The 18,686-nt window shown below is 36.9% G+C and carries 15 protein-coding genes, 14 tRNA genes and 1 other RNA gene; 4 read left to right on the forward strand and 26 right to left on the reverse strand.

What is annotated here, in order from left to right; translation table 11 throughout:
• Positions 1-180 precede the first annotated feature (180 nt).
• From JOD29_RS19695 to JOD29_RS19715, 5 genes are all read right to left on the reverse strand, one after another.
• Positions 181-708 carry a 5' nucleotidase, NT5C type gene (locus JOD29_RS19695; protein WP_124766998.1) on the reverse strand — a complete coding sequence of 176 codons (528 nt, stop codon included), beginning with the start codon at positions 706-708 and terminating at the stop codon, positions 181-183.
• 137 nt (positions 709-845) lie between these two features.
• Complete coding sequence (locus JOD29_RS19700) at positions 846-2,870, reverse strand: TRAP transporter permease (protein WP_124766999.1); 2,025 nt, start codon at positions 2,868-2,870, stop codon at positions 846-848.
• Positions 2,857-3,378 (reverse strand): DUF1850 domain-containing protein, encoded by a 522-nt coding sequence (locus tag JOD29_RS19705; protein ID WP_124767000.1) that lies wholly within the window; start codon positions 3,376-3,378, stop codon positions 2,857-2,859. Before JOD29_RS19705 ends, JOD29_RS19700 begins: the two co-directional genes overlap by 14 nt.
• A 69-nt stretch (positions 3,379-3,447) precedes the next feature.
• On the reverse strand, positions 3,448-4,458 hold the full coding sequence (locus tag JOD29_RS19710) for a TAXI family TRAP transporter solute-binding subunit (RefSeq protein WP_124767001.1): 1,011 nt from the start codon (positions 4,456-4,458) through the stop codon (positions 3,448-3,450).
• Positions 4,459-4,742: 284 nt separating this feature from the next.
• On the reverse strand, positions 4,743-5,306 hold the full coding sequence (locus JOD29_RS19715; protein ID WP_124767002.1) for a superoxide dismutase family protein: 564 nt from the start codon (positions 5,304-5,306) through the stop codon (positions 4,743-4,745).
• Between the two features lie 143 nt (positions 5,307-5,449).
• Between JOD29_RS19715 and JOD29_RS19720 the strand changes: the two genes are divergently transcribed.
• A complete protein-coding gene (locus JOD29_RS19720) occupies positions 5,450-5,632 on the forward strand; it encodes a putative motility protein (RefSeq protein WP_124767003.1) in 183 nt (60 codons plus the stop codon).
• Between the two features lie 160 nt (positions 5,633-5,792).
• Here the strand turns inward: JOD29_RS19720 and JOD29_RS19725 are convergent, their stop codons facing one another.
• Complete coding sequence (locus JOD29_RS19725) at positions 5,793-6,137, reverse strand: hypothetical protein (protein ID WP_239585830.1); 345 nt, start codon at positions 6,135-6,137, stop codon at positions 5,793-5,795.
• Positions 6,138-6,483: 346 nt separating this feature from the next.
• Between JOD29_RS19725 and JOD29_RS19730 the strand changes: the two genes are divergently transcribed.
• Both JOD29_RS19730 and ssrS read left to right on the forward strand, forming a co-directional pair.
• Complete coding sequence (locus JOD29_RS19730) at positions 6,484-7,128, forward strand: YfbR-like 5'-deoxynucleotidase (RefSeq protein WP_192894271.1); 645 nt, start codon at positions 6,484-6,486, stop codon at positions 7,126-7,128.
• A gap of 260 nt (positions 7,129-7,388) precedes the next feature.
• Positions 7,389-7,579, forward strand: a non-coding RNA gene (ssrS, locus tag JOD29_RS19735) — 6S RNA.
• A 130-nt stretch (positions 7,580-7,709) separates the two neighbouring features.
• Here the strand turns inward: ssrS and JOD29_RS19740 are convergent.
• The 6 genes from JOD29_RS19740 to JOD29_RS19765 are packed head-to-tail and all read right to left on the reverse strand — an operon-like array spanning position 7,710 to position 15,649.
• Positions 7,710-8,516: an ABC transporter permease gene (locus JOD29_RS19740; RefSeq protein ID WP_124767005.1), complete on the reverse strand. Its 807-nt coding sequence runs from the start codon at positions 8,514-8,516 to the stop codon at positions 7,710-7,712.
• Positions 8,509-9,384: an ABC transporter permease gene (locus JOD29_RS19745; protein WP_124767006.1), complete on the reverse strand. Its 876-nt coding sequence runs from the start codon at positions 9,382-9,384 to the stop codon at positions 8,509-8,511. The genes JOD29_RS19740 and JOD29_RS19745 overlap by 8 nt, the downstream gene beginning before the upstream one ends.
• A 1-nt stretch (position 9,385) precedes the next feature.
• Positions 9,386-10,480 (reverse strand): ABC transporter ATP-binding protein, encoded by a 1,095-nt coding sequence (locus JOD29_RS19750; RefSeq protein WP_205101744.1) that lies wholly within the window; start codon positions 10,478-10,480, stop codon positions 9,386-9,388.
• Entirely contained in the window at positions 10,480-11,580 is a 1,101-nt protein-coding gene (locus JOD29_RS19755; RefSeq protein WP_124767011.1) for an ABC transporter substrate-binding protein, read from the reverse strand. The genes JOD29_RS19750 and JOD29_RS19755 overlap by 1 nt, the downstream gene beginning before the upstream one ends.
• Positions 11,581-11,600: 20 nt before the next feature.
• A complete protein-coding gene (locus JOD29_RS19760; RefSeq protein ID WP_124767007.1) occupies positions 11,601-13,589 on the reverse strand; it encodes a hydantoinase B/oxoprolinase family protein in 1,989 nt (662 codons plus the stop codon).
• Positions 13,589-15,649 (reverse strand): hydantoinase/oxoprolinase family protein, encoded by a 2,061-nt coding sequence (locus JOD29_RS19765; protein WP_124767008.1) that lies wholly within the window; start codon positions 15,647-15,649, stop codon positions 13,589-13,591. The genes JOD29_RS19760 and JOD29_RS19765 overlap by 1 nt, the downstream gene beginning before the upstream one ends.
• A 303-nt stretch (positions 15,650-15,952) precedes the next feature.
• Between JOD29_RS19765 and JOD29_RS19770 the strand changes: the two genes are divergently transcribed.
• The gene (locus JOD29_RS19770) at positions 15,953-17,134 is read left to right on the forward strand and encodes an amidohydrolase (RefSeq protein ID WP_124767009.1); all 1,182 of its coding nucleotides are present in this window, start codon (positions 15,953-15,955) and stop codon (positions 17,132-17,134) included.
• Positions 17,135-17,256: 122 nt separating this feature from the next.
• Here the strand turns inward: JOD29_RS19770 and JOD29_RS19775 are convergent.
• The 14 genes from JOD29_RS19775 to JOD29_RS19840 form a co-directional block, all read right to left on the reverse strand.
• Positions 17,257-17,328: transfer RNA gene (locus tag JOD29_RS19775), tRNA-Glu, on the reverse strand.
• Between the two features lies 1 nt (position 17,329).
• Positions 17,330-17,404, reverse strand: a tRNA-Asn gene (locus JOD29_RS19780).
• A 6-nt stretch (positions 17,405-17,410) separates the two neighbouring features.
• A tRNA-Ile gene (locus JOD29_RS19785) sits at positions 17,411-17,487 on the reverse strand.
• A 7-nt stretch (positions 17,488-17,494) separates the two neighbouring features.
• Positions 17,495-17,568 (reverse strand) — tRNA-Gly (locus JOD29_RS19790).
• A gap of 5 nt (positions 17,569-17,573) precedes the next feature.
• Positions 17,574-17,649, reverse strand: a tRNA-Phe gene (locus JOD29_RS19795).
• A gap of 187 nt (positions 17,650-17,836) precedes the next feature.
• Positions 17,837-17,912, reverse strand: a tRNA-Asp gene (locus JOD29_RS19800).
• Between the two features lie 23 nt (positions 17,913-17,935).
• A tRNA-Ser gene (locus JOD29_RS19805) sits at positions 17,936-18,028 on the reverse strand.
• A 10-nt stretch (positions 18,029-18,038) separates the two neighbouring features.
• Positions 18,039-18,112 (reverse strand) — tRNA-Met (locus JOD29_RS19810).
• Positions 18,113-18,129: 17 nt separating this feature from the next.
• Positions 18,130-18,205, reverse strand: a tRNA-Ala gene (locus JOD29_RS19815).
• Positions 18,206-18,219: 14 nt separating this feature from the next.
• Positions 18,220-18,296: transfer RNA gene (locus tag JOD29_RS19820), tRNA-Pro, on the reverse strand.
• A 6-nt stretch (positions 18,297-18,302) separates the two neighbouring features.
• Positions 18,303-18,379 (reverse strand) — tRNA-Arg (locus JOD29_RS19825).
• A gap of 20 nt (positions 18,380-18,399) precedes the next feature.
• Positions 18,400-18,488: transfer RNA gene (locus JOD29_RS19830), tRNA-Leu, on the reverse strand.
• Between the two features lie 5 nt (positions 18,489-18,493).
• A tRNA-Gly gene (locus JOD29_RS19835) sits at positions 18,494-18,568 on the reverse strand.
• Positions 18,569-18,591: 23 nt separating this feature from the next.
• Positions 18,592-18,663 (reverse strand) — tRNA-Lys (locus JOD29_RS19840).
• Positions 18,664-18,686: the final 23 nt, after the last annotated feature.

Consider the following 18,686-nt stretch of genomic DNA (forward strand, 5'->3'; position numbering starts at 1 on the left):
CTTGTTTTTCGACAATTCAAGTATATAGAAATCGGTGATTACGTGCTTTTTTATTTATGAAATTTTTTCAAACCCCAACAAATATTATAGAGCCATTAAAATAAAAAAAAGCCGTCGAAACGAACGGCTTTTTTCATAAAGTGCTTACCCAAATTCACTTAATTTTTTTCAATGTAGATTTTACGCTTTTACAGGTAAAAATAATTCTCTAATTTCCTTCCAATTATGAACACGTTTAAAACGCGTTTCTTGAATATTATTTGGTTGGGAATAAAGTATTCCTTCACCTGTAAATGATTCTAACTGTCGAACATTATCATCAATTAAAAAGTCTGTCTTCACAACCTTTTTATTACCACAGAAAATAAAACGCTGTGGGTCTAGGAATGGGAAGTGTTCTAATAACCATTCATACTTCGCTTTAAATGACCCTGGCACATCCATTGCAGCTGTAGCGATGTATATTTCATAGTGCTCACTTAACTCTTTTAAAACTGCAACTGCATTTGGATCGAGTAATTTTAAATCTCGGAAATAATCCGGTTCATTAATCATCATAAATACTTCTTTTGCAATCTCAGGTTGTAAGTTTCTAATCTGCAAATTATCTGTCGCCACAGTTATATTAAAACGTTCCTTCAAAGACACCCTTAGCTTCCCTACAAAATCTGCTAACACCATATCCATATCTACAGCGATACTTTTCATACATACCTCCACTACTAAATTAGTATTCTCTCTCTAGTCTAAGAAAGGTAAGCGTGAAAAACAAATGATTCTGCCCAACTTTACATAAAGTTTACTTCGACTTAATAAGAGAAAGGATTGTACATGCCTAATACAAACTAACTAGCTGTTTCTAATTTACCGTTTTTCGGTTTGTTTCCTTTATCTTTTGTTGCAAGTTGAAGTAAGAACATCCCACCAAATACAACTAAACCTATGATATCTGAAAGAGATTCAGGGTAAACCATTGCAAGTCCTGCTGCAATGACGACTAGGCGTTCAATCCAATTGATTGAGCGATACCAATAGCCAATAATTCCCGCACTTATTGCAATCATACCCATAAATGCTGTTATGACAACCCATGCTACTTCCCAGAATGTTACATCAATCATTAGTAGTGATGGCGAATAAACAATCATATACGGTATGATGAATGCCGCTATTGCTAATTTTGCTGAATGGACTCCCGTTTTAATTGGGTCCCCACCGGAAATACCTGAAGCAGCAAAGGCTGCAAGTGCAACTGGTGGCGTAATATCTGCAATAATTCCAAAATAAAAAACAAAGAAGTGTGCAGATAGTATTATTACTAACGGTACAGCAGCTTGTTGTACATCAGGTGCTAAAAGCGTTACAATGGCAGGCGCTGCAATCGTTGACGTAATTACATAGTTTGCTGTAGTTGGAGCACCCATTCCTAGAATTAGTGAGGCAATCATTACAAAGAATAACGTTAAGAAGATGCGTCCACCTGCAAGGTCTACTAAACTATTTGCTAAACTTAAACCTAAACCTGTTTTTACTACAACCCCTACGATAATCCCTGCACAAGCAGTCGCTGCAACTACCGCTAGTGCAGTGCGGGCTCCATCAACAAGTGCATCCACCATTTCTTTTGGACCAAATTTAACATCTTTATTGATCAATCCTACAATTATACAAGCGATAATTCCGTACAAAGCAGAATGAATGACTGGTACGCCTAACATCATAATTACGATAATTAAAGCAATAGGAATTAATAAATAAATTTTCTTAAAAATTTCTTTTCGATTAGGCATTTCTTCATCAGTTAATCCACGAAGCCCTAAACGTTTTGCCTCAAAGTGAGTCATGATCCAAATCCCTGAAAAGTAAAGAATAGCTGGAATAGCCGCTGCTTTTGCGATATCCCAATACGTAATACCACGTCCAATGAATTCAACCATTAAGAATGCTGCGGCACCCATAATTGGTGGCATTAATTGCCCCCCTGTTGAAGATGATGCTTCAACAGCACCTGCAAATTCCTTTTTATAACCAAGACGTTTCATCAACGGAATTGTATAGGAACCAGAAGTAACAACGTTTGCAACAGAACTACCTGAAATTGTACCTTGTAGCGCCGAAGAAAAGATGGCTACTTTCGCTGGTCCACCAATTAATTTCCCTGCAACCGAAATGGCTAAATCATTGAAGTACTCCCCTACCCCTGTTTTGACGAGGAATGCTCCAAACAGTAAGAATGCAAAGATATAAGTTGCCGATACACTAATAGGTGTACCTAATATCCCATCGGTTGAGAAATACATGAGATTGACGATTTGTTCCACCGTTTGACCTCGGTGTGCTAAAAAGTCTGGCATTTGTTGTCCGAAGAATGCATAAATCAAAAATAGGGACGCAATGATGGCGATTGGAAGCCCTACAGAACGCCTAGCAGCTTCTAGCACCAAAATCGATACGATTAAACCAACAATAAAGTCCATTTGATTAATTGTGCCAAGACTTGTAACTAAGCGTTCGTAGTTAAGCGTCCAATAAACACCTGTTACAGCTCCTAAAATCGCTAAGATGTAATCATAGAACGCAACTTTTGTTTTATTCCCTTTCTTTCGCGCTGGGAAAAGTAAGAATATAAACGTCAACCCGAAACCTAAATGGATCGTACGTTGAATGTATGCAGTAAATTGTCCAAAAATAGCAGTATATAATTGGAACAATGAGAATGCTAGTAGACCAAAGTATATGATCCACTTCATTGCCCCTACTAATCTACGCATGTTGGCTTCAGTATCATATTTTTCTAGTAATTGTTGTTGCTGTTCTTCCGATAAGACTTCTAAATTCTCCGTTACAAGTTCTTTTTCAGCGATCTTCATTCTTCATTACAACTCCTTTCAATTTGTCATATAATGAAACTTTTTTTACTTCAAATACATAAGAGTTGCCTCGCTTGAGAGACTTTTTTAAATTGTAGTTCTTATCTCCATAATTAACATATAAATCAAGATCAATATTTCCTATATAGAGTGTGAATTGATCCATTGTGGTGTTTTCATATTCTAGTTTGTATTTACCGTTTTCGTAGGTTAATGTTTGACCTTCTTCTGCGTGTGCAGGCATCCCAACAGCTACATCTTCATACTCCATAGAAACTAGCTTTAGTCTCCTAGATTTTGTGATTTCATACTTTTCTAGTACATCAGTTAGGTGAATTGAATGTGTATACCGAATTTCAAAGTTTTTATCTTTAAAAACGTTTATGTAATACATTTGTGGATTATTCATTCTTGTTTCAGTAAACGAAATGACCGTAAACATCGGTGAAACAAAAAGGACAATCCCCATTACAACTATGATGATTATAAGTAAGGCCAAACGTTTCATTTAATCGCCTCAATTCAAAAAGGACTTGAAGTACATACGCCCTCAAGCCCTTCACTTCATTCAAACGAATTATTGTTCATCAAAGAACTTTTGAGCACCTGGATGAACGTCGATTCCGATACCATCTAAGGCAGTCTCAACTTTAATGAATTCGCCTTTAGCATGGCCAATTTTTTCTGTATTTGCGTAAATTGCTTTTGCAACTCCATAAGCAACATCATCTGGTAAATCTGCTTTAGCTGCAATCATTGCCAATACTGACACTGTTGGTACTTCTGCTTCTAAACCGTAAGTGCCTGCAGGGATTGTATCGACTGCATAGTATGGATATTTTGCAATTAGTGCTTCAGCCTTGTCAGCTGCAACTGGAACGATTGTAACATCTGTTGTTGCTCCTAAAGCTTCAACAGCAGCTGTTGGATAACCAGCCGTAATGAATGCCGCATCGATTTGACCAGACTGTAAACCATCAGTTGATTCACCAAAGTCTAAGTTTTGTGGTTGGATGTCGTCCATTGTTAAACCATGTATTTCTAATAATTGCTCTGCATTCGCGTAAGTACCAGAACCTGGCGCACCTACAGAGACTTTTTTACCTTTTAAATCTTCATAAGAAGCAATTCCAGAATCAGCTTTTGTTACAAGTTGAACCGTCTCTGGATATAGTCCACCGATTGCAACTAGGTCTTCTAATGGAGCACCTTCAAACATTAACTCACCATTTTTCGCATAGTAAGCAATATCTGTTTGAACGAATGCAAGCTCTGCATTGTCATCTTTTAATGCATTAATGTTTGCAGTTGAAGCTTGAGAAACTTCAGCTGTTGTTTTAATTCCTGTTTCTTCTGAAATAAGATCAGCAAAAGTACCACCTAATGCATAATAAGTACCTTGTGTCCCACCAGTAACTAAACTTAAAAATTTAATATCTGAAGTAGTTTTACCTTCAGTTGCTTCTTCTGTTTCTCCGCTAGTTGGAGTTGTTTCCTCTGTTTCACTTTCTGTTCCACTACATGCTGCAAGTAAAAATAACATCACAACACCTAGTAAGGAAAATAGTAACGATTTTTTTAGTTTCATATAAATTACCCCCTTTGTAAAAATCCCCTTACTTTTCCAATTCTACATAAATTTAATAATTTCTGTCAACTAAATACTAGAAATAATAGGTATTTTAGAGAATATAATTAACATTAATGAGAAACAACAAATCAAATTGATACAATCTTTTAAACGTTATTTGATAGAATCACCTCAATAGAAATCGAATTTACACTACTTTCTTACTGTACTTTGTCGAATAACTTGCACAAAAAAAGATATGACAATTTGTCATATCTTTGAGATTAAACTATTAACTTTTCCTACTCTTTCGTAATAACACCACAAGCGATACGTACTCCAGAATTACCTGATGGGTCTGTTACATAATCATCTGCTTTTTCATGTAAAACAATTGCACTACCATCTTCATCAAATAGAGAATTGGCCATACCCGATTTAAGTGTAAGGTTATTTGCTACATATTCCACTTGGACATTTCCTTCTCCGTCCGGTGTAATATTTGGTAGGTCACCAGCATGTGGCCCTTCTGGATTCTTAACTCCATGCTGTTTATTTTCTGGATTAAAGTGTGCACCCGCTGATTCGAAGTCAGGTCTTTCGCACTTCCCTACAGTATGAATATGAACTCCATGTTCTCCTGCTGGAACGTTTTTTAAGTCCATGGAAATTTTTAAACCCTCTGTAGTTTCAGTAAACTTTACGTTACCCAACTCATTTCCGTCTTTGTCTACCATTGACGCATTAGCACTTGCTGCTTCAGGTGCCACTACTGGAAGTTCTTCATCAGGATTGAATGCTCCAAAGAAATTACATCCGCCTAAAACGATTACACTTGCACATAGGATTACAAAAGTTTTTTTCATCATGATCCCTCCTCGAGAGGAGTATTGCCACAGATTGGAATAAATATTCGATATGATATTTGAAATGTATGAATCTCCCCTATTCTAGATAGCGCTAATCTTTACTGGAATAGTTCCGATATAAAGGTTAGAGGAGGTGCGTTATGGAACTTTCTTCAATAATGGCTTCACAACTACTTGATTTACAACAAACAGTCCAACTGAGTGTTATGCAAAGTGCTCTAAATATGCATACCACGGCTGCTGTAGAGATGCTTCGTGAATTGCCACAACAACAAACGGCTACTCACCCTATTAAAGGCACAGCTATTGACGTATCTGTATAACAAAGAAAAGAGACACCTCATAATTGGTGTCCCTTCTCTCATAATTTCTATTTATAATGGTAGTAGAGAAAATGCAATCAAATAGAATGAACATAAACTAATCTCTAGCAATAACATCTTACTATCATTTTACATATAATATTTAAATAGCTAGATTGACTTACCAAAAGGAAGGTTTCACAACCATTAACCAAAGCATAATCAACAATAACCCTATATATTGCCATGTTTTTCTTCGCAGTTTTAAAATAAACTCATGTCTGTTATATTGAGCTGTGCCAAATGTTTGTATCGTCGGTTTAAATGCACGTGCTAAAAAAACAATGGAACCAACCATTACGATATTGGTTAATAATACCCATGAAGTCGTCCAAGTCCATCCACTTATAACAATTAACATTACTCCAGATATTACAAGAACATGGCCTGCATGCTTAACCACTGTAATAGCTGATTGAAATGACTGAACAAACCCACTCATTTCCGATTCTCGAGCTTTTTCCATCCTTTTTAATATTGGTATTAAAGCAAAAAGTGGTCCTATGGAAACGACCGCACTTAACACGTGTATATATAAAAAAAGAGTATGAAACACTGGATTCACGTCCATTCAACTATGCTTGTTTCTTACTAACAGTATAGCATCCCAAAAGCACTTTTTTCTTGATGAAATGGTGACAATTCATATATTCCACAATTATGGTGAAAAAAGTATATAAAATTTATGAAAATTGTAAACACTGATTAAAGTTATTGTTAAATCATTAATAAATTGGCCTATTCGTTAATAATTCGTAGTAAGATGCAGTTAAAGGTCATGCTATCCGCAAAAGCCTAAACTAAATTTAGGAGTGATTATTATAGGTATCCATAAGTTTTTCACAAGTTTAAATGATCTTGAACGTATTTTCCGTGCACCAGGTCGTTTCAAATTTGAAGAGCATAATGTAGCTGCTCACTCATGGAAAGTATCTCAGTATGCGATGTTCTTTGGTACTCTAGAAGAATTGAACGGAGCAACAGTAAACTGGAAATCGCTTTATGAGAAAACAATTAACCATGACTTTGCTGAGGTTTTTATTGGAGATATTAAAACACCCGTTAAGCATGCAAGTGTTGAATTAAAACAAATGCTTGCTCATGTAGAAGAAAAAATGATGGAAAAGTTCATTCGGGAAGAAATTCCACCTGAATTCCAAGAAATCTTTTTAGAGAGAATGAAGGAAGGAAAAGATGAGACTTTAGAAGGCCGTCTACTAGAATTTTCCGACAAATTAGACCAATTTTACGAATCATTTGCTGAACTTAAACGTGGAAATACCGATAAGGAATTTATCATTATGTATCAACAAGCATTAGAAAAGCTACTAAAAATGCCTCTTGATGTGAGTGTCCGCTATTTTAAAGAAGAAATTTTACGTGATGTTATTAGTGAAGAAACACACATAAATATCGCTGCTCTCACGAATGAAGTTCTTAATAAACCCGACCGTTAAATTGTGATTTGGTTCAATTCAAACCAAATCACAATTTAACATTTAACGTCTCATAATAGGATCGAACAAGTTTTCCCGATAAAGGAAGGCTTTTTATTTTCCTCTTTCACTTTCATATATGGGACTTATTAATTAGCTATAACTTCCTTTAGCTTCTTAGACTCCCATAAATTTACCCCTCTTTTTCTTCATCTTGATATTTGACTTTTTTCATTATAGGTACTTACTTGCGCATTAAGAAACAATCATATAATATAACATTAAAGCTGCATTGTTCGTACAATATTAAGTTTTAACCTTTGAACTGTAAAAGGGAGTTTTATATCGAAGATGGAATGGCGAACATCACACTGCGGTGAATGATGATATACAGGATATCTTTTGCGAACACCCACTTTGAGGAGTGGTGGTTTAAAACTTTCTATAATAAATACGGCAAAGCGGCTTTGCATACATACATGTCAGGTTGCATAGTATCCAAAAAACCTCTTCGCTATTTGCAAAGAGGTTTTTTTATACACAACAAATAAAAAGGGAGTAGTATGAGAAAGTAAAAGTTTCTCATACTACTCCCTTTTAAATTACATTACTTTTGACAAGCCGATTGTCTTTTCAATAATCACTAGCGCAAATACAGAAATAATAATAAAAATAACAGAAATGGCGTTAATTGTCGGATCAAATGTTTGATCGATATAACCAAATGTTCGTACGGGTACTGATACTGTTGAAGGCGCCGAAACAAATAGACTAATCGATATTTCTCCAAAAGATGTCACTGCTGAAAACACTGCTCCAGCGAGAATCCCTGGCTTAATTAATGGAATCGTTACTTTATAGAAGGTTTGCATTGGAGTAGCCCCTAAATTCATAGAAGCCTTCTCTAAAACAGGATTTAAGTTAGACACGCTAACAGAAACAGTTCTAACTACATAAGGGAAACATACAATCATATGCCCTACTACTAACGCGATTATTGATCCATTAATCCCCATCATTGTGAATAAATAAAGTAGCCCGATACCTAGTACTACTTGGGGAATCATTAATGGAGATAGAATTAATGATTGAATTAACTCTTTTCCTCTAAAGTTTAACCTTGCTAATGAGTATGAAGCCATCGTTCCTAAAATTACAGTTAGCGGTGTGACAATTATTAATAAAATTACGCTAATCCAAAGCGAATCAAGCCATTGAGGATTTCCAAAAACCGCAGTAAACCACTTTAAGGAAAACCCTGTTGGTGGGAATTCAGGATATTCAGACGGACTAAAGGCTGAGAATACAATAACAAGAATTGGAAGAATTAAAAACAGATATACCACAATCCCGATAATCCAAACTAATGTGTCAAGTAAACTAAGTTTTTTCCTTGCTTTTTTAGCCATGCATTCTCGCCTCCCATCTTTTTAAGATCAAGCCTAAGATTCCAACAAAGATTAAGACAATGAACACTAAACTAATAGACATAGCTGCAGCAAGAGGCAAATTAAAAACTTGCATTACTTGTTGATAGATTGACAGTGGGAAGATTGGTTGCATTCTACCTCCAACTAGCAATGCAGTAATGTAACTACCTGCTGCTAAAGAAAATACAATCATTGCTCCTGATATAATCCCTGGTATCGTTAATGGTAATGTGACCTTTAAAAAGCTTTGAATTCTTCCTGCACCAAGGCTCATTGAGGCATTCCTTAAGTTTGGATTTGTTTCACTTAACGAGGTAGCAATTGGAAGAACCGCAAATGGAAGCATTACCTGAACATATGCAATTACAACTGCCTTCATATTCCAAAGTAAGGAAAGTGGCTCACTTATAATATGAAGCTTTAGCAATATATCATTAATAAGCCCGTTTTGTGCAAGGAGTACAATCCAAGCAAACGTTCGAATTACGACACTTGTCAATAATGGTGATACTAATAAAATATAAAACAGTGCACGTAATCGTCGACTTGGAGCCCTAACTAATAAATAGGCTGCTGGGTATGCAAATACAATACAAAGTACTGTCGTTACTGCAGCTAAACCTAGAGTAGACAAAATTGCATCAATATAAATATCTGAAGTAAATACTTCTATATAATGTGAAAAGCTATAAGTGTCTAATAGATTTTGCATACTATCAATATCTCTAAAGCTTAGTACAATTAATAGTACAAACGGTAAAACAAGGAATACACAGAAAAATAGTACAGTTGGGATTAATAATAACCATTGGAAAACTTGCTGTTTTTCTTTCTTAGTTTTTCGCATGTTATTCTCCCTCTTCTAATGGAATGAGATCCTTTGCATCCCAATACACATAGAATTCATCACCAATATTCGGCAATGTTTCAAACATGAGATCAGGTGTATTAATTGATAATTCTCCCTTATTCATCACAACTTTTAATCTTAATGCATTTCCTATATAACTAGCTTCCTGCAGTTTAACTTTTGCCGAGTTCAGTCTTTGCTCTACCAGAGTTTTAGAAATATGTATTCTTTCAGGTCGTAGCATTAATAAAACTTTTTCCTGCTTTTGCTCAATCACCAGATTACCTACATCTAAATTTAAAGTTGTATTTTCGTCAGTTTGATAATCTAATGCTTCATAAATTCCAGTCTCATCTTTTTTAGCCACAGCTTCGAAAAGATTTACTTGTCCAATAAATTCAGCAACGAAGCGATTTGCTGGTCTACGATAAACTTCTAATGGACTACCTACTTGTTGAAGATGTCCTTTACCTAAAATGCCAATTCTATCCGAAATACTTAACGCTTCTTCCTGATCATGTGTTACTAAAACCGTTGTAATTCCTACACGTTGTTGAATATTTCTCAACTCAAATTGCATTTCTTTTCTTAACTTTGCATCTAAATTACTTAACGGTTCATCCAATAAAAGAATAGAAGGCTGGATTGCAAGAGCACGTGCAATTGCTACTCGTTGTTGTTGACCACCGCTTAACTGATGTGGTCTACGTTTTGCAAAAGAGGAAAGCTGAACAAGAGATAGTGCCTCTGTCACTCTTTCTTCTATTTCTTTACGTGGGAGTTTTTTTATTTTCAAACCGTAGGCAACGTTTTCAAAAACAGTGAGGTGAGGGAAAAGAGCGTAATTTTGAAAAACCATACCGATATTTCTACGGTATGGCAGAAGATCTGTTACATTATTTCCACCAATATAAACTAATCCATCAGTCGGTTCTAAAAAACCAGCGATAATGTTTAATAGCGTAGATTTCCCGCAACCACTTGGGCCAAGAAGGGAGAAAAACTCCCCTTCTTTAACATCCAAGCTAACATCTGCAAGAGCCACATTATCATTAAATATACGGCTTACATGATCAATTTTAATACCCTTCATTACTGACCACCAAGTTCCTGTGTCCAACGATTAGTCCATTCTGTTAATTGTGGTGTAGCTGTTTTGTAATCAACCCATTTTAATTTGCCATATGCTTCTTCGCCGATTTCAATCTTTTCTTTTAATAAATCGCTATATTCTACGTTTTTATTTGTCATTCCATAGAATGATTTATCTGAGAAGTCTTTTTGTACTTCAGGACTAATTAAATAATCTAATAATTTATATGCATTCAATTCATTTGGACTACCTTTAGTTACTGCCCAGCTTGCTGCTGCTGCAACTGCTCCTTCTTCTGGATATACAAAGCCTAAATCCATACCTGATTCTTGAAGAGCTAAAATTCGACCATCCCAGAATGGTACAATCCAAGCTTCTCCACGTTCTAATAATGTTTGGATTGTTCCAGGATTATCTGGATAAGCAACAATGCTATCTTTTAATTCTTTTAAACTTTCGAATGCAGCATCTACGTCTTCTGGATTACTTTCTTGTCCACCTTGGGCATTGATTAGCCCAGAGAAAAATTGTAAACCTGCTGAATAACTTGGTGATGAAATAGCTACATGGCCTTTATATTCTGGATTCCATAAATCCGTCCATTTTTTAGGTTCAACTGGCACTAAGTCTTTACGATAAGCAAGACCAAGTTGTCCCATACTAAATCCAGCGGCATACTGTTGACCGTCAAATGTTAGCTTTTCTTGAACAGAACTATATAGGTCAGCTAAATTTGGCACTTTTTCTGCATCTAATGGTGATAGTAAATCCGCTGCAACCGCACGTTCAATTGTATCTGGTTGCAAAATTAGTAAATCGTATTGGGTATTTTTACCATTTGATGCTTTTATCTTTGTAAACCATTCAGCATCTGCTCCTGCTACAACTTCTACTTTAATGCCCGTTTCTTCTTGGAATTTTTCAATACTTGGACGGATATTTTTTTCCCAATCTCCCCCATAAACACCAATTACCACTTTATCTGTTACTTCAGGTTGTTCTGCACTTTCACTTTTAGATGACTCTTTCCCAGAGCATGCTGCTAAAAGCAGTGCCATAATTACTGTCGTTACAAACACCAAAAATCCTTTTTTCTTCATCATTTATTCACTTCCTCATTTTATTTTATTAATTTGTTGTTCGTTAATTTATCTAAAACATCTTTAATAGCTTGACTATCAATTTTAGAAGTCGTTTCTAAATCATTAAAATAATCATGAATTAAATGTTTATAATGTGAGCGTTGGTTTGCAGGTAGTTTTCTCAACATTACTGCCAAAGTTATGCTTGCCTCCGCTGTCCATTTGGACTCATACACTTCTCGAGCTAGACCAAAATCCCAAGTTGGACGTTCTCCTTTACTAATTTCACTACGTAAATTTAACGTTTCATCGAGATTTACAACTAAAGCACCTTCTGAATTATTAGTTAGTACAACCCCATAAAGTTCTCTAGCTAAGTCAACACTTAACAAACCTGATTCTACTTCATCTAGCACAAGAGTTTCATCACGTTCTAGAGGACTACCCCATCCTCCACCACCTGGTGAGGTAATACTTACTACCTGTCCTTGTTCTGGTCTTAATATTTCAATTTTAGGTAAGTCAGTTTGTTCCTCAGTATTCGGGTTTAAAACCACTTTACCTAACGCACCAGCTTTTCCACCTGCTAAGCCCCATGGTTGGAATCGTAATCTTTCCATACCGCGTGCTGTTACAATAGATTCAGCTTTCAATATTTCAAAATCAAGTTGAATTGCATGACCACCGCGATGGAATCCAGCTCCAGCCGTATCTTGTTTCAGTTCATATTTGTTAACAAAAATATCGATATGTTGCTCAAGGCTTTCAATTGGTGTATTTTTCAAGAATCCTGAAGCATGGTCGATGCCGTCGACACCATCCATATCAAATTGGCCACCACCACCGCCGCCCATTGGTTCGACTACAGCGATTTTTCTTGTACCATCTGTATCATCAGGAGTTGAAAGTACTACGATTGCTGATTGACCTGCACCTGCTGCTGGAACTGCTGTTGGTAATGCTTGTGCTAATGCACCTAAAATAACATTGTACATACGCATGGTAATAGAGTGTCGAATCCCAACTGCAGCCGGATATTCTGGATTTACCAATGTACCTTTTGGTGCAATAACTTCAATTGGTCTTGTAATCCCACCGTTAACAGGAATAAATGGATCATTACTGATGATATAGTTGATTAGCCCTTGGAATAGGAATGAATGTTTACTTCCATTTGTCACTAGATTAAATGCTGTTTGAACTTGTGGATCACATTCAGAAAAATCTAGTATGATTTTTCGATCTTTAATAGTTATTGTAACTGCAAGGCGAATCGGCACATCTGAAACCATATCGTCATCTAAATAATCTGCAAAAGAATACGTACCATCTGGGATCTCACGAATTATATTACCTGCTCTTGTTTCAGCTTGTTCTAGTAAATCTTCCATACTATTCTTACATGCTTCTAAGCCAAACTTATTTACCATCCCAATTAATCGTGTTTCTGCAGTATTTACGGCAGCAATCATCGCATTAATATCACCATAGTTTAAATGTGGAACACGACTATTAGCATTTAATAAGGCTACTACCTCTTTATTTTCTATTCCAGCTTTATAAAGTTTCACTGGGGGAATTCGTAAGCCTTCTTGATGAATATCAGTGGCTGTAGGAGAAATACTCGCTGGAACAAGCCCACCAACATCACTTACATGAACGAATGCCCATGCATAACTAATAATCTCTCCATTAACGAAAATAGGTTTGAATACATGAACGTCCGGTAAATGTGTTGCTAAACCATTTGTAGAATAAGGATCGTTTGTTATAACAATGTCCCCGGGTTCAAATGGCCCACATTCATCAATTGCTCTTTTTAAACTTAGTCCCATAAAGATAGTTACGCCAACCGTCTTTGGATAAACAAAAAATTCCCCATCTGGTGTTGCTAATGCAGTAGCAAAGTCTGCTGACTCTTTTACAAAGGTTGTAAAAGAAGTTCGCTCAATGACATGCCCCATACCCGAAGCAATCGCATTAAAGTAACTTCTCATAATTTCTAGTTGTGCGGGATCTGTTCGCATTACTCTTCCCCCTCTAAGCGTTCAATAATTAAGTTACCTTTAACATCGATTTTCCCAACCCATTTAGGTAAAATGACTACTGTTGTATCATCTTGTTCTACAATAGCAGGTCCATTCACTCGATGACCAAATTTCAATTCAGTACGTGAATAAATATCTGCATCATATTCCTTACCATTTAACATAATCCTTCTTATTGAGATAGCATTGGGTTGAGAATCATTAGTCTTTTCAATATTTTTAAACTCTGGTTTTGGTGTATGACCGACAATTCGAACTCGCAAATTAATAAGTTCGATACTTGTATTTGGATCACTATGACCATATTGACGCTGATGAATTTCATGGAATGCTTTAGAAAACTGTTCGTAATTTTCATCTTCTAACCAGGATAAAGAAATTGGTAATTCAATTTCAAAAGCCTGTCCCCTATATCTTGCATCTATTGAATACAGAAGAGTTGTACCTTCTAATACATTCAGTTCTTGCTGTTCAATCCATTCAACTGCTTCAGCAGAGAGACTATTAAATTTGTCTTTTAATTGTACAACAGATATGTTTTCTAGCAATTCTTGTCCAGATGAGACAGCATCATAAATGAAATCTGAAGTAAGAGCGCCAAGTGCACATAAAGTACCTGGACTTGGAGGAATAAGTACATTTTTCGCTTGAATTTCTTCCGCAAGGAAGTTTGCCGTAACAGGCCCTGCTCCACCAAATGCTAAAAGACTAAATTCACGAGGATCAAATCCTTGTTGTTCCATAACATTACTTAGTTCTGTATACATGTTTGCGATTGCAACCTGAATTACTCGATCAGCTGTTGCTTGAACACTTATATCAAGATAGTCAGCAACTGGCTGCAAGGCCTCTTCAGATTTATTTCTATATAATGCTAAATTACCCGCTGCAAAGCGTTCTGGATTAATATAGTTACAAACAAGGAAAGCATCTGTTAATGCTGCTTTATCTCCTATACCGTAGCATGCTGGTCCAGGGCTAGAACCAACAGATTCTGGTCCTACCTTCAACATTCCACCATTATCAATCCACGCATATGAACCTCCACCTGCACCAATTGAATAAATTGCAACAGAAGGTATCATGATTGGGATTCCAGCAAGTTGATTTGTTTGTGTAAACGTTGCATTACCCTGTTCAATGATGGAAATATCTGCACTTGTTCCTCCAACATCAAAAGTAATAACATTTGAAATCCCTGCAGATTCTGCAGCTCTTATGGCACCAATTACACCAGCAGCTGGTCCCGAAAACAACGTTCGAACAGGTGCAGCTGAGGCAGTTTCAATATCCATTAAGCCACCGTTAGACTGGGTAATAAAAGGTGTTGCTTTTATCCCTTCACTTACAATTCTTTCTTTAAGTGTTTCAAAGTAATTTTTAACATTTGGCTGTATGTATAAGTTTGCAGCAGCCATTACTGTTCTCTCGTACTCACGCATTTGAGCCCAAAGTTCGGAAGATGTAATAACATCTAGTTCAGGAGCAATTTTTTTAATTCTTTCAGCTGCAACCTTTTCATGTACTGGATTTTTATAACTATGTAAGAATGAAACAACAATCCCTTGAATTCCTTCTGAAATTGCCTTATTTACTGCTTCATCAATCTGATCTAAATCAAGCGGCCATCTTTCAGTTCCATCATGAAGCATTCTTTCTCTTATTGGAAAAACATATTTTCTTGGTATTAAAGATTCTGGTAAACGAGATCGGAAATCGTATGGTACTGGTAACCGTAATCTTTGTAAGAACAAAATGTCTCGAAAGCCTTCTGTTACAAACAACGCAATTTTAGCGCCCTTGCGCTGAAGTAATGTATTTAAACCAATCGTCATCCCATGTACAAAATAAGTAATTTCAGATGGATCTACACCTTTCTCACTAATAAGAGAAAGTCCATTAGAGATACCCTTTGCAGGATCTTCTGGGATCGTTGGTGTTTTAAATCCCAATATTTCTCCACTCTCGGCATCTAATAACGTTAAATCCGTAAATGTTCCTCCGATATCAACACCTAAACGATATTTACTATTACCCACAATAAACTTACTCCTTAATATTTAAAATTTTTAGAAATGTCCATAAATTAAATTATATTATATTAATAGTATTAATCAAGAAAATGTTAAAGTTTCCGTTATTTATCAAAATATATTTAAAATACTAAAACCCCCATATAATCCTCTTACTATTAAAATTTATATATTTAAATAAGGTATACAATTACATATTAATATTATTTATCTTAGTTGTAAACTAGGTATTATTATAATATTATTATAAAAAGTTTAATTCACTAAGAATTTACAAAAAGTCTATTTAGTCAAAGGACGGATATAATCATGAGAGATCAACTAATGAAAATGTTAGAGGAAAGAAAAGATGAAATAATCCAAATACGCCGTTATTTACATAAGAATCCCGAGTTATCCTTCCAGGAGGAAAAAACCTCACAATTTATTATGGACTTTTACAATGGGAAAGAAGTAGAGATTGAAAAAAATGTTGGAAATGGTTACGGAATAGTTGTCACGATTCGAGGAGGTAAATCGGGGAAAACTATTGGATTACGCGCAGATTTCGATGCCCTTCCGATACTTGAAGAAACAGATGTTCCATTTAAATCAATAAATAAAGGCGTTATGCATGCATGTGGACACGATGCACACACTGCCTATCTTCTAATTCTAGCAGACTGTTTAATTCAATTAAAATCAAAAATAAAAGGTACAATAAAAATTATCCATCAACATGCCGAAGAAATGCCTCCTGGAGGCGCAAAAAGTATTATAGAATCTGATATCTTAGACGATCTAGATATCATTATTGGTGCACATGTAATGCCCACACATCCCTCAGGATATATTGGATTACGGAAAGGCTATATGTTAGCAGGACGAACATATTTCAATCTAAAAATTCAAGGTGTTGGTGGTCATGGCTCTGCACCTCATCTATCAAACGATGCCATTATTGCAGGCTCTCATTTTGTAGTTGCAGCCCAAACAATTGTTAGCCGACGTTTAAATCCATTTGATATGGGTGTCATCACAATTGGTTCGTTTGATGGTAAAGGGACTTTTAATGTAATCAAAGATGCTGTTGAACTCGAAGGTGATGTTCGATATATGACAGCCGAGACTCAAAAGCTTATTGAAATGGAGATTCGTAGGATAGTAAAAGGTATTGAAGAGGAATTTGGTGTTACTTGTGAATTAACATATACAGCAGATTATCCACCATTGTACAATGACCCTAATGTAACAGCAGATGTAATTTCATATCTAGAAGGAGCAAATGATACAGAAATTACAAAAATATTTGAATATCCAATGCTCTCAGGCTCAGAAGATTTTGCATATTACCTAGAAAAAATTCCTGGCACTTTCTTCTTCATAGGATGTAAACCAAAAGGAATAGAAAATCCACATTTCACTCATTCACCTAAATTTGATTTAGATGAGGATGCCCTTCTTGTAGCAGCAAAATCAGTAGGTCATATCGTTTGTAGTTTTCTCAAATAAGATCCCAAATCATCATAAAATAATAAGCTTGAGGTATAGTTAAGCAGTTTCTCAAGCTTATTATATATCAGACATTATAAAGGAAATGAAAAAAGCGTAGCAAATTGCTACGCTTTTTTATATGACCCGTACGGGATTCGAACCCGTGTTACCGCCGTGAAAGGGCGGTGTCTTAACCACTTGACCAACGGGCCATGGCTCCGAAGGTAGGACTCGAACCTACGACCAACCGGTTAACAGCCGGTTGCTCTACCACTGAGCTACTTCGGAAAACTATGGTGGGCCTAAATGGACTCGAACCATCGACCTCACGCTTATCAGGCGTGCGCTCTAACCAGCTGAGCTATAGGCCCATAATTTTGGAGCGGGTGATGAGAATCGAACTCACGACATCAGCTTGGAAGGCTGAGGTTTTACCATTAAACTACACCCGCATTAATGGTGGGTCGGGACGGAATCGAACCGCCGACACTTAGAGCTTCAATCTAATGCTCTACCAACTGAGCTACCGACCCATTATATCAAATGCGCCTTGGCGTATTTGCGCCCAGATTTTATTGAGCTTGCTCAATAATTCCTTTAAAAATCTGTGGCATCCGCCGGAGGCAATTTTAACTTCATTCAGTAGTTTTTCTTCAACAATTAAATCATAACTATTAAAATTAGTTATTGCTTATTATTAAGAGATTACTGAAGTTAAAATGGCGGTCCCGACCGGGATCGAACCGGCGATCTCCTGCGTGACAGGCAGGCATGTTAACCGCTACACCACGGGACCTTTTATGTATTATTTAAATAAAATGGCGGAGGCAGTAGGATTTGAACCCACGCGCGGTTTAACCCGCCTGTCGGTTTTCAAGACCGATCCCTTCAGCCAGACTTGGGTATGCCTCCGTATTTAAAGTGGCGGCAGAGGGGATCGAACCCCCGACCTTACGGGTATGAACCGTACGCTCTAGCCAGCTGAGCTACGCCGCCATGATTTTATATATTTTTGGTGGAGCCTAGCGGGATCGAACCGCTGACCTCCTGCGTGCAAGGCAGGCGCTCTCCCAGCTGAGCTAAGGCCCCAAAAAATTTTTAAATGGTCGAGAAGACAGGATTCGAACCTGCGACCCCTTGGTCCCAAACCAAGTGCTCTACCAAGCTGAGCTACTTCTCGGATCTTTGGCGCGCCTGGCAGGAGTCGAACCCACAACCTTCTGATCCGTAGTCAGACGCTCTATCCAATTGAGCTACAGGCGCTACATCTTGATAAAAAATACTGGTGCCGAGGACCGGAATCGAACCGGTACGGTAGTCACCTACCGCAGGATTTTAAGTCCTGTGCGTCTGCCAGTTCCGCCACCCCGGCACGTTTGGAGCGGAAGACGAGGTTCGAACTCGCGACCCCCACCTTGGCAAGGTGGTGTTCTACCACTGAACTACTTCCGCACGTGCAATTATGAAATAAATGATGAGCCATGAAGGACTTGAACCTTCGACCCTCTGATTAAAAGTCAGATGCTCTACCACTGAGCTAATGGCTCGAAAATGGTGGAGGGGGACGGAT

Origin of the sequence: Lysinibacillus composti (genome assembly GCF_016908465.1) — a bacterium.
GTDB lineage: Bacteria > Bacillota > Bacilli > Bacillales_A > Planococcaceae > Ureibacillus > Ureibacillus composti_A.